Origin of the sequence: Arthrobacter sp. QXT-31 (genome assembly GCF_001969265.1) — a bacterium.
GTDB lineage: Bacteria > Actinomycetota > Actinomycetes > Actinomycetales > Micrococcaceae > Arthrobacter.
Map to the genome: position 1 here is coordinate 4,965,817 of NZ_CP019304.1, position 13,587 is coordinate 4,979,403.

A 13,587-nucleotide genomic window follows, 5' to 3' on the forward strand; every position below is an offset into this window, starting at 1 on the left:
GTGAGATGTGTCCTTTCGTATCCTGTGAAGTGAGGGTCAGTTTTCGGACCAGCCGTGGCGGTCGACCTGGAGGATGCGGTCGGAGCACCGCCAGGCGTTCGCCATGATCGTCAGGGCCGGGTTGATGCCGGTCGCGGTCGGGAAGAAACTCGCGTCGAAAACGTAGAGGTTGGGTACCTCGTGGGAGCGGCACCAGCGGTCGACGACGGACGTTGCCGGATCGTCGCCCATGCGGGCGGTGCCCAGTTCGTGGGAGGTGTTGCCCGTGATCCGTTCCATGTTGACCGGAATGACCTTCTTCGCCCCCGCGGCCTCAAGGATTTCCCCGTTTTTGGCGACCTGCCAGCGTTCCTGGGCAAAGTCGTTGGAGTGGGGAGTATGGGTGATACGGGCCACCGGCAGACCCCAGGCGTCCTTGACGTTCGGGTCAAGATCGACCCGGTTGTCCTCAACCGGCAAATCATGCAGCAGGACCCCGATTTTCATGCTGTGGTTGAAAAACTCGCGGTCTGCGTCCTTCGCCGCCTGGCCCCATGTGGGCCGGCCGGGGAAGCTCCAGTTCACCGGGTGGCCGATCATCGACGGGAAGATCAGCGATCCGAGAATGTGGCCGCGGCTTTCGTCCGTCTCGTAGAAGTCGAACGAACACAGGCTCATGTAGTGGCCCGCCCACCCGAACAGCGGGTCGCTGACCTCACGGTCAAACAGGCCGACCGAGAAGGAGTACTGATGGAAGGTCGCGTTCTTGCCGACCATGCCGCTGCCGTTGCCGAGGCCGTCCGGGAAGAGCCCTGACTTGGACATGAGCAGCAGGCGCGGGGTCTCGATGCCGCCGCCGCAGACGATCACGGCTTTCGCGTGCTGGACGAACTCGTCGCCGTCTTCGTCCTGGTAGCGGACACCGGTGGCCCGGCCGTCCTTGCCGACGAGTATCTCGCTGACATAGGAGTCGGGGCGGAGGTCGTAACGGCCGGTGGCAATGGCGTCGGGAATGAAGCTGATCAGCGTGGAGGACTTGCCGTTGCCGGGGTCGGGATACTGCTGCCAGAAGCCGTTTTCGCTGAATGGCTGGCGCCCCCGGTAGGGTTCGGTGACCATGCCCTGCGGCATGGGGAACGTGCCATGGCCGAGCTTGGACATCGCGGTGGCAAAGGTCCGCCCGATCTGGCTCAGCGGTGACGGCTTGGTCGGGTAGCCGCGGCTGCGCCACGCCTCCCACTTGTTCGCCCCTGCCAGGCCCGATGTGCCGAACTCCCATTCGACCCGTGTGTAGTACGGCTCCAGCTCGTCATAGGAGATTGGCCAGTCGACCAGGCTCGCGCCCGGAACATCACCGTGCAGGCTGCGGAGCTTGAAGTCGCTCTCGGCCATGCGCGGAACCATGCCGCCCCAGTGGGTGGTGCCGCCGCCGACGACCTGCGGCGTGGCTGAGAAGTTGGTGATTTCCGCCTCGACCTTGTCGTTGGGGCGGTAGGTCCGGGGCTTGACCTTCGGATCTTGCCAGATGAAGTTCCGGTTGAGGAACTTGAGCTCGTCTCCTGAGGCGTGCTCGGGCTTCAGCCATGGCCCGCGCTCGAGGCCCACTACCTTCAGGCCAGCCTCGGACAGCACCTTTGCCGCGGTTGCCCCGCCCGCGCCTGCGCCGACGATGACGACGTCGACCGGCTCAGGCTGCTTCTTCCTAGTCATTGCTTCGTTTCCTTTCGTGAATTCCTGCTTCGCGCCCTGGTGCTCAGACCGTCGCGGCTTCGATGCCGTTCCGGCCCGCGCTGGCAAGAGGCAGCAGCTGGTCCCAGAGTTCCTGCGGGATGTCATGGTTTAGCAGCCGGAGGGTCTCTTCGACCCGGCTCGGGCGGGACATTCCAACGATGGTGGAGGCCACGCGCTCAGCGCGCACCGAGAATTGCAGGGCAGCAGCGGCCAGCGGGACGCCGTGCTGCCCGCACAGCGCTTCCATGCGCAAGACCCGGTCGAGGGTCGCCTGGTCAACGGGTGCGTAGCAGTAACGCGGAACGGCCCGCGGTCCCTTGACGAGCATCCCGCCGCCGAACGGGGCGGCGTTGACGAAGGCGACCCCGCGTCGGGCTGCGTCCTCGAGGAGCGGCTCGGCGGTCTGTTCGACGAGGGTGTAGCGGTTGTGGCTGATGACGGCGTCGAACGCGTCCGTCGCAAGGTACTGCAGTTCCAGATCGATGGGGCCGCCGGCGACGCCCAGGTGCTGGATAACACCCTGGTCCCGGAGGTCGATGAGGGCTTCGAGAGGGCCTCCCTTGGACACTCCCTCCTCGAACGAGATCTTCTCGGGGGCGTGCAGGTAGACGAGCTGGAGTTTATCGAGGCCAAGGCGCTCAAGGCTTTCCTCGACGGACCGGCGGACGCGGTCACCGGAGAAGTCGGTGCTGCCGGGAAGCGGGTCGACCTTGGTGGCGATGACGTATCCTTCGGGGATGCCGCCGCGCTCGGCGATCGCCCGGCCAATTCGCTCTTCACTGGCACCTCCGCCGTACTCGTTGGAGGTGTCGATAAAGGTGAAGGGTCCGTCGAAGACGCGGTGGATCGTGGCGACGGCGGTGTCCTCATCGACTTCATAGCCGTACTGGGCGGGAAAACTCCCGAGCGCACTCGTGCCGACACAGATATCGGAGACATTCAGGCCGGTGCGGCCTAAGGGGCGAATGGACATGATTCCTGCTTTCTGAAGCTGGATGGATTGGACGGTGGGTAGGCGGTTAAGCGGCCTGGGTTCAAGCAGCTTGGGTGCGCCGGAAATGTTTGGAGAAGAAGGCGGAGATCCTTTGGACGCCGCCTGCGCTGGAGAGAAAGACGGCGAGGATGATCACTGCGCCCTTGATTACCAGCTGCGGTTCGGAGGAGATCCCGACGAGGTTCATGATGTTGATGATGGTCGTCAGGATGAACACGCCGATCACTGCGTTCAGGGGGTCGCCCTTGCCGCCCATGAGGGAGGCGCCGCCCACGACGACGGCAGCGATGGCGTCGAGTTCGTAACCTACGCCAATGAGCGAGCTTCCCTGCCGTAGCTGGGCCGCGGCGACGAGGCCTGCCAGGCCGGCGAGCACGCCGGAGATGGTGTAGGTGACGATCAGGTTCCGCGCGACCGGCAGGCCCGAAAGCCGGGAGGCTTCAGGGTTGCCGCCGATCGCGTAGAGGGAGCGGCCGAACGTGGTGTACTTGGCCACCAGAGCCGCGATCACGGCAACGATGATGAAGATCAGGACGGGGTTGCGGATGCCGAGGAAGCTGCCGCGGGAGAAGGCCTGGATGAGCTCCTGATCGCGGATCTCGATCAGGCTTGTGGACTGGATGATGTAGCTGAAGCCCTTGACGGCGCTCATCATGGCGAGCGTTGCGATGAACGGGGGGATGTTCAACCAAACAACGAGGATGCCGTTGATCAGTCCGGCGACAGCGCAGCAGGCAAGCACGAACACCACTGACGCGCCGGCAGGCATGCCGGCCTGCAAGGTCAGTGCCGTAAGGACCGTGGACATCGCCAGGATTGACCCTACGGAGAGGTCGATGCCGCCCGTCAGGATGACAAAGTATTGACCGATCGCCAGCACGACGACGATTGACGCGGCCGTGATCACGTTTTCAGCGTTCCGGAACGTCAGGAAGTCGTCGGAGACGTAATAGCCCACCGCGATGATCGCGAGGAGCACAAGGATCAGGTAGCTCTTTGGCAGGGCGCGGAGGGCGCTGCCCCGCAGGCGGGAGCCGACGCCGGCGGATGGGGAGGGGACGCCACTCTTGGGAGGCAGGGGCGACAGGGTCCGGGACATGGTTGTTCTCCTGAATAGAAACTGGTCGAGGGGGCGGTCAGGCGAAGCGCTCAAGGATGGCGTTGCCGGAGGGGTCGATGTCGTCGTGGTCAAGTTCGGCGACCACTTGGCCGCGCGCCATCACGAGGACGCGGTCGCACATCATCGCCTCCGTGATCTCAGAGCTCGCCACCACGACGGTTCCTCCGGCCTGCGCGAACTCACGGATGAGCTCGTACATGTCTTCCTTGGCCCCGACATCCACACCGCGGGTTGGTTCGTCGCACACGAGGATGCGTGACTGGCGGACAAGCCAGCGGGCCAGGATGGCCTTCTGCTGGGTTCCGCCGCTCAGCGTCTTGAGCGGCTGGTTCACCCCGGACACCTTCATGCCGAGCCGGGTCACCATCTCCCCGGCCACGCTCCGCTCCCGCTTGGACTGGATCACGCTCAGACGGCTGAATTGCGGCAGGCTGGCCAGCGTAATGTTGCCGGCCACGCCCATGTCCGGGATGAAGCCGGCGGCTTTGCGGTCCTGCGGCAGCAGGCCGATCCCCCGGCGGATCGCGTCGCGGGGGGCACGGAAGTCCACCGCCTTCCCGTCGACGCGGATCTCGCCGGAGGTCCGCCGCCGTGCACCCGCGATGAGGCCAGCCAGTTCTGACTGACCGCTGCCGATGAGCCCCGAGATGCCTAGGACCTCGCCCTCGCGCAATTCGAACGACACCTTGTCCACGTATCCCTGCTCGCAGAGGTCGCGGGCGGAGAGGATGACGCTCTCGCGAGGGCCGGAGCCGAGGCTGGGCGAGCGTTCCCCGCGGAGGGCTGCGTCGGCAATGGACCCTTCGAGGCTCTTCCCAACCATTGCCGTGACGACGTCGGCGGGCCTGGAGTCCGCCGTCTTCAGATCAGCGGCGTTTACACCGTCGCGCAGCACGGTCACGGAGTCGCAGAGCGAGAAGAGCTCGTCCATGCGGTGCGAGATGTAAAGGAGCGTCACACCCTGCTCGGACAGCGAGCGGAGGACGGTGAACAGCCGCTCCACATCGGGCATCGGCAACGTGGACGTGGGCTCGTCCAGCAGCAGGACCCGCGCGTCCTTGTGCAGCGCCTTGGCAAGTTCCACTGCCTGCTGCTCTGCGGTGGAGTAGCTGCCGACGGGGCGACGCACGTCAAGGTCGAAGCCCACCCGGTCCAGGGCGGCCCGTGCCTGCGCCTGCATCCGCTGCCAGTCCACCGCGGCCCCGCCGCGAAGTGGCAGCTGGCCCAGGAAGATGTTTTCGGCTACGGACAGGGAAGGAACGAGCGAGAGTTCCTGATAGATGGTGTGAATACCGGCCTGCTGGGCGTCCATTGGATCCCGGAAACGCTGGAGCTCGCCACCCAGGCGGATGCTCCCGGAGTCCGGGGATTCGGCGCCGGAAAGGATCTTGACGAGCGTGGACTTGCCGGCCCCGTTTTGTCCGGCCAACGCGTGGATCGATCCGCGGCCGACACTGAAGCTGACGCCCTTCAGCGCCTTCACGCCAGGGTAAGACTTGGTGATGCCCTCGAGTTCGAGCTCTGGGGCACTTGAATGGGATTCCCCCGCGGTCCCGGTGGCTGATGTCACCGGGACGTGGTTGTTGGCGGACATAGATGTTCCTTATCTGGGACTTTCGGCGCCGAGCGGGCCGGCTGAAGATTGCTGTCCGGGCCGGCAGGCTTAGTCCTTGGCACGGACGTAGGTGTCTCCGGGGACGTAATATTTGGCCGCCTCAGCGGGCGTGACGACGGTCGTATCGATGTACTTCGTCTTGTCCGGGCACTGGGACTGGTCACCCTGGGCAGCGGCAACTGCCATGCGCACGGCTGCGGCTCCCTGGTCCCACGGCTGGTTGGACGCGTCCGCCTGGAGCGGTCCCTTTGGGTTGTCCACCATCTCCTTGATGGCTCCCATGCCGCCGTCATAGCTGGCCATGATGATCCCATCTCCCCACAGGCCGGCCTGCTGCAGGCCCTGGACGATGCCGCCATGCATGACATCGCTCATGCTGTAAATGACCTTGAGGTCGGGATTGGCGGTGGCGACGTCACGGATCGGGGCCAGGGCCTTGTCCGGCTTCCACTCCCCGTACTTGGTGTCAAGCTTCACGGTGGTGACACCGGGATGCTTCTCCATGACGCGGTTCCATCCGGCCATGAAACCGTTGAACCGAAGGTCGCTGAGCACATCTCCGGGGAAGCCGCCGATGCCTACGAGCTTGATCTGTCCCTGCTCGCCGTACTTCTCCAGCGCCCGCTTTGCAGCTACTTCGCCGGCTAGCGAGCCGGTGTGCTCCTGGTCCTCGGCGACGTAGCAGAACATGTCCGGTACCAGGGACTTGTCTACGCTTGAGTTGACTGTCACAACGGGTATGCCCGCATCCTTCAGCGCCTGAATTGACGGGCCGACCCCAATCGGATCATTTGGGTTCATAACGACCACGTCCACGCCCTTCGTGATCAGGGTCTGCACGTCGGCGTTTTGCCGCACCGTGTCACCGTTGGCGTCCAGCAATTCCAGGCGCGCCCCGATCTTGCCCGCCTCGGCCTGGCCGCCCTCAACGAGGGTCTTCCACCAGTCACTGCCGCTGATGCCGCGCTGGCTCCAACCGATGACCAGCCCCTCGCCGGAGGCCTTCTCACCTCCGCCGTCAGCGGCAGCACCGCCCTTGCAGCCAGCAAGCGCAAGCATCGCGACCGTCAGGACAGAAGCGCACTGAGCAGCCCTGCCAAGTTTCTTATTTCGACGAATACCAGTTGCAGTTCTCTTCATGAACAACACTCCCTTGTGTTCGTGACACCCCACCCTTGGGGTTACGTGAGCCACGTTACAGTCTGAGTTAGCGCACTATCAAGAGCTTCACGGAAATCTATTGAACTTTTTGAAACCACTGGAGTTTCGGCCAAAAATCGCCGAAAATAAGGGCAGCGGGGACGAGACCTCCGTTCAGAAGTGTTAGTAAGCCTGCTGATTTATCGCTAACTCGACTGCTATGGCAGGGATGCCCGCGAAGCGGCTCGCGGCAAACTAGGTAGGACAAATGTGCGCGGATCTTGACGAGAACCTTCCCCCGGAGCAACAGGGGCGATTGGAAAGTACAGACTGGATTCCCGCCCGTCGGCTCCGCGCGGACGGCCGGCCGAAAGGCGCGGTTGCCGGGCCTTCGAAGACAGCCATTAACCGTGTATCGATGGTGGACGTGGCGGTGTTGGCGGGGGTCTCGACCCAGACCGTGTCCCGGGTGGCGAACGGGAGCCGTGACGTGCGCGCTGCCACCAGGCGGCATGTCATTGCTGCGATGAATGAGCTGGGGTACCGGCCCAACAGTGCCGCACGGGCACTGAAGCGGGGCACTTTCCGGACCATCGGGGTGATCACGTTCCCGCTGTCTTCACAGGGGAACATGCGCACCCTGGAGGCTATTGCCCTTCACGCAGCCCGGCAAGACTTCGCTATCACGCTGATCCCGGTCACCGCCCCGACACAGGCCGGCATCCAGGGCGCGTTCTCGCGCCTGGGTGAACTTGCCGTTGACGCGGTGATCGCCATCATGGAGGTCCATCTGCTCGAGGCGGCCACGGTCACCTTGCCGCCGGGGGTAAAGATTGTCGTCGTCGATGCCGACGCCGGTGACCAGTACAGCGTGGTGGACATAGATCAGGCCGATGGCACCCGCAAGGCCGTCCAACACCTCCTGGACCTCGGCCACGAGACCGTCTGGCACGTCGCCGGCCCCAAGGAGTCCGTCACCAGCGAACGCCGCGCAGCCGCTTGGAGCACCACCCTCAGCGCCGCGGGCCGACCCGTCCCGCCCGTCATCCGCGGCGACTGGTCAGCGGACTCAGGCTACGCTGCCGGGCTGCGGCTCGCCGACGAAACCGGCTGCACAGCAGTGTTCGCCGCCAACGACCACATGGCCCTGGGCCTGCTTAGGGCCTTCCGCGAAAAAGGGAAAGCCGTCCCCGAAGACATCAGCGTGGTCGGCTTCGACGACGTCCCCGACGCCTCCTCCTACCCTCCCCCGCTTACCACCGTCCACCAGGACTTTGCCGCCGTCGGCAGGCAATGCGTCGACAACGTCCTCCGGCAGATCCACACCAACACCATCGAACCGCGCGTCACCCTCGACCCCGCCCGACTCGTGATCCGACAAAGCACCGCAGCTCCCCTGGCCGCCTCCCGCGCAACCATCCAGCAGCGCTGCTAAGGCGCCAGCGCTCCGAAACGGCCCCAATCAAGACAGTCCTCGGGCGCAGCATTTTTGCAGCACTTCACACGAACCCCCCCCTGTTGCCTCATTGCAATACCTCCGGGAAGGGTAATACGTTGCCTCATGTGAAATCCTCCGGATGCGTGGCTTCGTTGCCTCGTTGAAAAGCCTCCGGATGGTTCAGCCGTTCCAGGCGCGGTTGACGGGTTTGCTGGGTGCAGGTTTCTTGGCCAGGGCGAGTGTTTCAAGCTCGGCCGTCAGGGCCAGGATCTGGCGCGAGAGGGCGCCGGGTTTGATGCGTTTGAAGGCTGCGTTCATCTGGATGACCGGGCGTTTACGCATGCGCTCGTGCCTGACGGCACGCTGGTGGGGCGTGGCCGGCGCGTCGTGTTTCTTGATGACCTTCGCTCCGTGCCGGTGCTTTTCGATGAGCTTTTGCTGGGGCAGCAGGTAATTGGTGAAGACGCGGTCCAACTCCCAGATTTCGTTGAGCTTGTCCAACTCGGCGGGCGTGTCGTAACGCAGGTAACCGACCAGTTCCCGCACCCGTGCCCAGTTCTTCTGCTCCACGTGGGCGCCGTCATTCTTGTTCCCCGGCCGGGAACGGGTGAAGGTGATTTCGTGCGCGTGGCAGTAAGCCAGCAGGTGCTCGTTGATGAACTCTGAGCCGTTGTCCGAATCGATGCCGTTGATGGGGAACGGGAACACCGCGGTGACGTGCTCAAGGGCCTCAAAGACCCATTTGGCAGCCTTGTTCCGCACCGACCGGTTCACCGTCCACCCGGTGCAGACATCGGTCACCGTCAGGGTGAAGCAGAACTCGCCGAAGCTGTTGCCGCCCTCGTGACCGACCAGATCGATCTCCACAAACCCCGGGACCGCGTCGTCCCATTCGGCCCAGGTGCGGACCGGGATCTGGGATTTGAGCAGCGTGCCCGGCTTGGTGTGCGAGCGTCCCCGCGGGATCAGTCTGGCCCGCTCCTCGGCGAGTTTCCGGTCGATCGTGGCCGCACTCATCCGCATCAGCAGCTCCGCCTGCTCATCGGTGATGTCAAGCTCCCCGTCCCGGCGCAGCAACGGCACCAGCACCGGCAGCATCGGAGCCAGCAGCCTGCCGGCCGGGGCGCGCAGCACCGCCCAGCACCTGATCAGCGCCGGCAGCAGGTCCGGCCCGTAGACCGGCGTCCTGCCTGGCCGTGGCCTGACAATTTTCAGAACCAAGGCATCCCGCAGCGCCGCACGCGCATAGTCGCGGTGCCATCCGGTCAGATCGACCAGCTCGTCCAGGATCCGGGACTTCCCTGCACGGTCAGCGCTCTGATAGGCGAGGGCCTTCTTCTTCGTCACAGCTTGCCGCTGGGCCATCGTTACCTCCATGAAAACGGGCATAGCCCGCAACCGCCGCCAACACCCTCAACCACGCCGCTACGCGGAGGTATTCAAATGAGGCAACGAATCCGGCTACGCGGAGGTTTTCAATGAGTCAACGCGCCCCCTCGACATCCTTACTAAGTGTGCTTAGCATTAGGGTTCGTTCAGTATCTATTTCGCGAAGGGGCTGGCCAACCCGCTTTCCAAGGCAGCCAGCTACCTCAAATCCTCGGGTCGTCAGTCGCCCATTCGGGTGGACTCAGAGGTCCTATACATATCCCACTCCCTCGCGGCTTGCACACGTACCTAGGTGACTTGTGCCTTGGACGACAGATGTGTGCAGTCGCTGGATGGACACAGGAAAAGAGCGAACAATGAAGGCAGTAGTTTACAAGGGACCCAACGACGTCAGTGTCGAGGAGATCCCCGACGCCAAAATCGAGCACCCCGCCGACGTACTGGTGCGCATCACCTCAGCAAACATCTGCGGCTCGGACCTGCACATGTACGAGGGCCGCACGAGCTTTGAACCCGGTCGCTCCTTCGGGCACGAGAACCTTGGTGAGGTGGTGGAGACCGGCCCCGCGGTGAGCAAGGTGAAAGTGGGTGACCGTGTGGTGCTGCCGTTCAACATCGCCTGCGGATTCTGCAAGAACTGCGACCGTGGCTTCACCAACTACTGCCTGACCATGCAGCCCGAACCCCAGCTCGCCGGCGCGGCCTACGGATTCGCGGACATGGGCCCGTACCAGGGCGGACAAGCCGAATACCTGCGCGTGCCGTACGGAGACTTCAACTGCCTGCGCCTGGGCGAGGACTCCGTAGAAAAAGAACTCGACTACGTCATGGTCGCCGACATCTTCCCCACCGGCTGGCACGCCACGGAACTGGCCGGCGTGTACCCGGGGGACTCCGTGGTCATCTACGGTGCAGGACCGGTCGGACTCATGGCCGCCTACTCAGCCATCATCAAAGGCGCCGGAAAAGTCATGGTGGTGGACCGCCAGACTGACCGCCTGAAGCTGGCGGAACAGATCGGTGCCATCCCTGTGAATGATTCGGAAGTGGATCCGGTGGAGTTCGTCAAGGACCAGACCATGGGCTTCGGTGCGGACCGGGGCTGCGAATGCGTGGGCTACCAGGCGCACGATCCCGGCGGAACCGAACATCCCAACATGACCCTGAACCGGCTCGTGGACTCCGTGCGGTTCGTCGGCGGCCTCGGCGTGGTGGGCGTGTTCCTGCCCCAGGACCCTGGCGGCCCCGACAAACTTGAGCAGCAGGGCCAGGTGGCCTTCGACTACGGAAACTACTGGTTCAAGGGACAGACGATGGGCTCGGGCCAATGCCCGGTCAAAAAGTACAACCGCGCCCTGCGCGACCTCATCGCCGGCGGAAAGGCCAGCCCCTCCTTCATCGTCAGCCACGAACTGCCACTCGACCAGGCTCCCGAGGGCTACCGGAACTTCGACAGCCGCGAAGACGGCTGGACAAAAGTCGTCCTCCACCCGGCCGGAGCCTGAGAAAGGTCAAATGTCGATGTCGAAACGAGCGATTTCCAGGACGTGGTACTGATGCGGGCAATGGTTTACCGTGGACCGTACAAAGTGCGCGTCGAAGAAAAAGACATTCCCAAGATCGAGCACCCGAACGATGCCATTGTGCGGGTCAGCAGGGGCGCGATCTGCGGGTCCGACCTGCACCTCTACCACGGCATGATGCCGGACACCCGGGTGGGGATGACGTTCGGGCACGAGTTCGTGGGCACCGTGCATCAGGTGGGCTCCTCCGTGCAGAACCTGGCGGCCGGCGACCGCGTCATGGTGCCGTTCAACGTCTACTGCGGCTCCTGCTACTTCTGCGCCCGCGGCCTGTACTCCAACTGCCACAACGTCAACCCGAACGCGACGGCGGTCGGCGGCATTTACGGCTACTCCCACACCTGTGGGGGTTACGACGGCGGCCAGGCGGAATTCGTGCGTGTCCCCTTTGCGGACGTGGGGCCTTCGAAGATTCCGGAGTGGATGGACGAAGAGGACGCGGTCCTGCTGACCGACGCCTGTCCCACGGGCTATTTCGGTGCCCAGCTCGGCGACATCGCCGAAGGCGACACCGTGGTGGTGTTCGGCGCCGGCCCGGTGGGCCTGTTCGCCGCCAAGTCCTCCTGGCTGATGGGCGCCGGGCGGGTGATCGTGATCGACCATCTGGAGTACCGGCTGGAGAAGGCCCGGTCCTTCGCGCACGCCGAGACGTACAACTTCGCCGAGCACGACGACATCGTGGTGCACCTGAAGAAGGAAACCGACTACCTGGGCGCCGACGTCGTGATCGACGCCGTAGGGGCCGAAGCGGACGGCAACTTCCTCCAGCACGTGACAAGCAGCAAGTTCAAGCTGCAGGGCGGCTCCCCCATCGCCCTCAACTGGGCGATCGATTCCGTCCGCAAGGGCGGCACCGTGTCCGTGGTGGGCGCCTACGGGCCGATATTCAGCGCGGTGAAGTTCGGCGACGCGATGAACAAGGGCCTGACATTGCGGATGAACCAGTGCCCGGTCAAACGCCAGTGGCCGCGCCTCTTCGAGCACGTCCGCAACGGCTACCTGAAACCCAGCGACATTGTGACCCACCGTATTCCGCTGGAACACATCGCAGAGGGCTACCACATCTTCTCCGCCAAGCTGGACAACATCATCAAGCCGCTCGTTGTCGCCGGCCAGTCCTGAAGGGAAAGCGCACCATGACTGACACAGCCACACCATATATCGCCGGCAAACGCACCCCGCAGCAGTCCGCGGAAGACCTGCGGGCCCGGATCCCGGGATGGGGCGCTGACCTCGACCCGGCCGACCGGCCCTCCTACCCCCGTGAACAACCCGGGATCGAGACGGGCGCGCACTGGGACTTCCCGGAGCGCCAACCGGAGAAGTGGCCCCGGGAACGGTCCGTGGAGCACGCCATGCTGCCACCCGTTTTCGGGACCTCGACACCTCCCGCCGGGGTGTCGGGGGCCATCCGGAAATACGCCTACAAGTACAGCGAGGGACGGGCCGCGCACTGGCTGCTGCTCATCGCCGCCGACCGCGTGGACGCCTGGGAACACCACCTGAAGTCCCTTGCGACCCTGCGCCCCGACAACCCCGTCACCGAAACCGGCGTGCTCAGCGAGTTCTCGGCCCACGGTGTCCGCTCACGGTTCGGCCAAAAACGCGCCGACCTCAGCCACCAGTGGATGGACCCGATCATCGTCGGTGCCCCTTGGGTACTGGCGGCCGGAGGAGTCGTAGCCGCTTTCAGGGCCCTGCGAAAGCACCGCAGAGTCTGACACCCCTCTGTGACGGCGGACGACATGTTTCCCAAGGCCGATCTCTCTCAGGAAGTCAACCCAACGACGGCCCATCAGGCCTTGTAACGATCGCGCCTTGGGGAACGAACCTTGCCCGGCTGCGATGCCCCGGGGCCAGGGCTGACGCACAACACCCCCTCGAGGAGCACCAATGAACGGTCGGATCCTGTCAGCCCGCCGTGCTCTCGTATGCGTCGCGGTCGGGACGGTGGCCGGCATCATCGCAGCGGTGGCCGTATCACCTGCCCTGGCGCCCCTGGTTGCGTGGTGCACCGCTGGCGTCATCGCTCTGGTATGGGTATGGCGGATATGCTGGCGGCAGGACCCGGCGGGGACTGAACGCCTCGCGCGCGAGGAGTCCGCCTCCCGTGTGACCGACAATGCGATTGTCACCGCCTGTATCGCGAGCATCGCCGCCGTGGTGGTCGCATTGATCCAGTCGAGCAGCCAGAAGGGAGATCCAACCTCGGTGGCGTTGGTCATCTTGGGCGTCCTCGGCACGATTGTTGCCTGGGCGCTCGTCAACACGGTCTATGCATTAAAGTACGCCCGCATGCACTTCCTCGATAACCCTAACGACGGGCTCAACGTCAAGCATGAGACGCAACCTACCTACAGCGACTTCGCCTACTTCGCCTTCACAGTCGGGATGTCCTACGCTGCGCCTGAGGTCGAGCCGAGCAACAGTGAGATCCGGCGCAAGGCTCTTCTGCACGCTCTCCTGTCGTATTTCTTCGGCACAGTCCTGATCGCGGTCTCGATCAACCTGGTCACGAACCTCGGCCAAGGATGATGGGAGAGATCCGGCCAACACCTCCTCGAGTCTTGGGTCCCACCCGGCGCCGGCGGGCCAGGC

General features: G+C 64.2%; 11 protein-coding genes. 5 read left to right on the top strand and 6 right to left on the bottom strand.

Going from position 1 to position 13,587, the window contains the following annotated elements:
- Positions 1-36 precede the first annotated feature (36 nt).
- The 5 genes from BWQ92_RS22670 to BWQ92_RS22690 form a co-directional block, all read right to left on the bottom strand.
- Complete coding sequence (locus BWQ92_RS22670; protein WP_076803365.1) at positions 37-1,689, bottom strand: GMC family oxidoreductase; 1,653 nt, start codon at positions 1,687-1,689, stop codon at positions 37-39.
- A 43-nt stretch (positions 1,690-1,732) separates the two neighbouring features.
- A complete protein-coding gene (locus tag BWQ92_RS22675) occupies positions 1,733-2,683 on the bottom strand; it encodes an aldo/keto reductase (RefSeq protein ID WP_076803366.1) in 951 nt (316 codons plus the stop codon).
- Between the two features lie 61 nt (positions 2,684-2,744).
- Positions 2,745-3,803 carry an ABC transporter permease gene (locus BWQ92_RS22680; RefSeq protein WP_083706407.1) on the bottom strand — a complete coding sequence of 353 codons (1,059 nt, stop codon included), beginning with the start codon at positions 3,801-3,803 and terminating at the stop codon, positions 2,745-2,747.
- 37 nt (positions 3,804-3,840) lie between these two features.
- The gene (locus BWQ92_RS22685; protein WP_076803367.1) at positions 3,841-5,418 is read right to left on the bottom strand and encodes a sugar ABC transporter ATP-binding protein; all 1,578 of its coding nucleotides are present in this window, start codon (positions 5,416-5,418) and stop codon (positions 3,841-3,843) included.
- 69 nt (positions 5,419-5,487) lie between these two features.
- Positions 5,488-6,498 (bottom strand): sugar ABC transporter substrate-binding protein, encoded by a 1,011-nt coding sequence (locus BWQ92_RS22690; protein WP_236783034.1) that lies wholly within the window; start codon positions 6,496-6,498, stop codon positions 5,488-5,490.
- Positions 6,499-6,997: 499 nt separating this feature from the next.
- Here BWQ92_RS22690 and BWQ92_RS22695 point away from each other — a divergent pair, with 499 nt between their 5' ends.
- Positions 6,998-8,014 carry a LacI family DNA-binding transcriptional regulator gene (locus BWQ92_RS22695; protein WP_076803368.1) on the top strand — a complete coding sequence of 339 codons (1,017 nt, stop codon included), beginning with the start codon at positions 6,998-7,000 and terminating at the stop codon, positions 8,012-8,014.
- A 183-nt stretch (positions 8,015-8,197) separates the two neighbouring features.
- On the opposite strand, the gene BWQ92_RS22700 is transcribed toward BWQ92_RS22695, so the two are convergent.
- Positions 8,198-9,382 carry an integrase catalytic domain-containing protein gene (locus BWQ92_RS22700; RefSeq protein WP_172804330.1) on the bottom strand — a complete coding sequence of 395 codons (1,185 nt, stop codon included), beginning with the start codon at positions 9,380-9,382 and terminating at the stop codon, positions 8,198-8,200.
- A gap of 380 nt (positions 9,383-9,762) precedes the next feature.
- Here BWQ92_RS22700 and BWQ92_RS22705 point away from each other — a divergent pair, with 380 nt between their 5' ends.
- The 4 genes from BWQ92_RS22705 to BWQ92_RS22720 all read left to right on the top strand — a co-directional run bounded on the left by BWQ92_RS22705 (position 9,763) and on the right by BWQ92_RS22720 (position 13,524).
- Positions 9,763-10,911: a glutathione-independent formaldehyde dehydrogenase gene (locus BWQ92_RS22705; protein WP_076803370.1), complete on the top strand. Its 1,149-nt coding sequence runs from the start codon at positions 9,763-9,765 to the stop codon at positions 10,909-10,911.
- A 51-nt stretch (positions 10,912-10,962) separates the two neighbouring features.
- Entirely contained in the window at positions 10,963-12,111 is a 1,149-nt protein-coding gene (locus BWQ92_RS22710) for a zinc-dependent alcohol dehydrogenase (RefSeq protein ID WP_076803371.1), read from the top strand.
- A 14-nt stretch (positions 12,112-12,125) separates the two neighbouring features.
- Positions 12,126-12,710: a hypothetical protein gene (locus tag BWQ92_RS22715; protein WP_076803372.1), complete on the top strand. Its 585-nt coding sequence runs from the start codon at positions 12,126-12,128 to the stop codon at positions 12,708-12,710.
- A gap of 172 nt (positions 12,711-12,882) precedes the next feature.
- Positions 12,883-13,524: a DUF1345 domain-containing protein gene (locus BWQ92_RS22720; protein WP_076803373.1), complete on the top strand. Its 642-nt coding sequence runs from the start codon at positions 12,883-12,885 to the stop codon at positions 13,522-13,524.
- Positions 13,525-13,587: the final 63 nt, after the last annotated feature.

Bases quoted from the DNA above. Each gene is read 5' to 3' on its own strand.
- BWQ92_RS22670 (WP_076803365.1), bottom strand. From the start codon at position 1,689: ATGACTAGGAAGAAGCAGCCTGAGCCGGTCGACGTCGTCATCGTCGGC.
- BWQ92_RS22675 (WP_076803366.1), bottom strand. From the start codon at position 2,683: ATGTCCATTCGCCCCTTAGGCCGCACCGGCCTGAATGTCTCCGATATC.
- BWQ92_RS22680 (WP_083706407.1), bottom strand. From the start codon at position 3,803: ATGTCCCGGACCCTGTCGCCCCTGCCTCCCAAGAGTGGCGTCCCCTCC.
- BWQ92_RS22685 (WP_076803367.1), bottom strand. From the start codon at position 5,418: ATGTCCGCCAACAACCACGTCCCGGTGACATCAGCCACCGGGACCGCG.
- BWQ92_RS22690 (WP_236783034.1), bottom strand. From the start codon at position 6,498: ATGCTTGCGCTTGCTGGCTGCAAGGGCGGTGCTGCCGCTGACGGCGGA.
- BWQ92_RS22695 (WP_076803368.1), top strand. From the start codon at position 6,998: ATGGTGGACGTGGCGGTGTTGGCGGGGGTCTCGACCCAGACCGTGTCC.
- BWQ92_RS22700 (WP_172804330.1), bottom strand. From the start codon at position 9,382: ATGGCCCAGCGGCAAGCTGTGACGAAGAAGAAGGCCCTCGCCTATCAG.
- BWQ92_RS22705 (WP_076803370.1), top strand. From the start codon at position 9,763: ATGAAGGCAGTAGTTTACAAGGGACCCAACGACGTCAGTGTCGAGGAG.
- BWQ92_RS22710 (WP_076803371.1), top strand. From the start codon at position 10,963: ATGCGGGCAATGGTTTACCGTGGACCGTACAAAGTGCGCGTCGAAGAA.
- BWQ92_RS22715 (WP_076803372.1), top strand. From the start codon at position 12,126: ATGACTGACACAGCCACACCATATATCGCCGGCAAACGCACCCCGCAG.
- BWQ92_RS22720 (WP_076803373.1), top strand. From the start codon at position 12,883: ATGAACGGTCGGATCCTGTCAGCCCGCCGTGCTCTCGTATGCGTCGCG.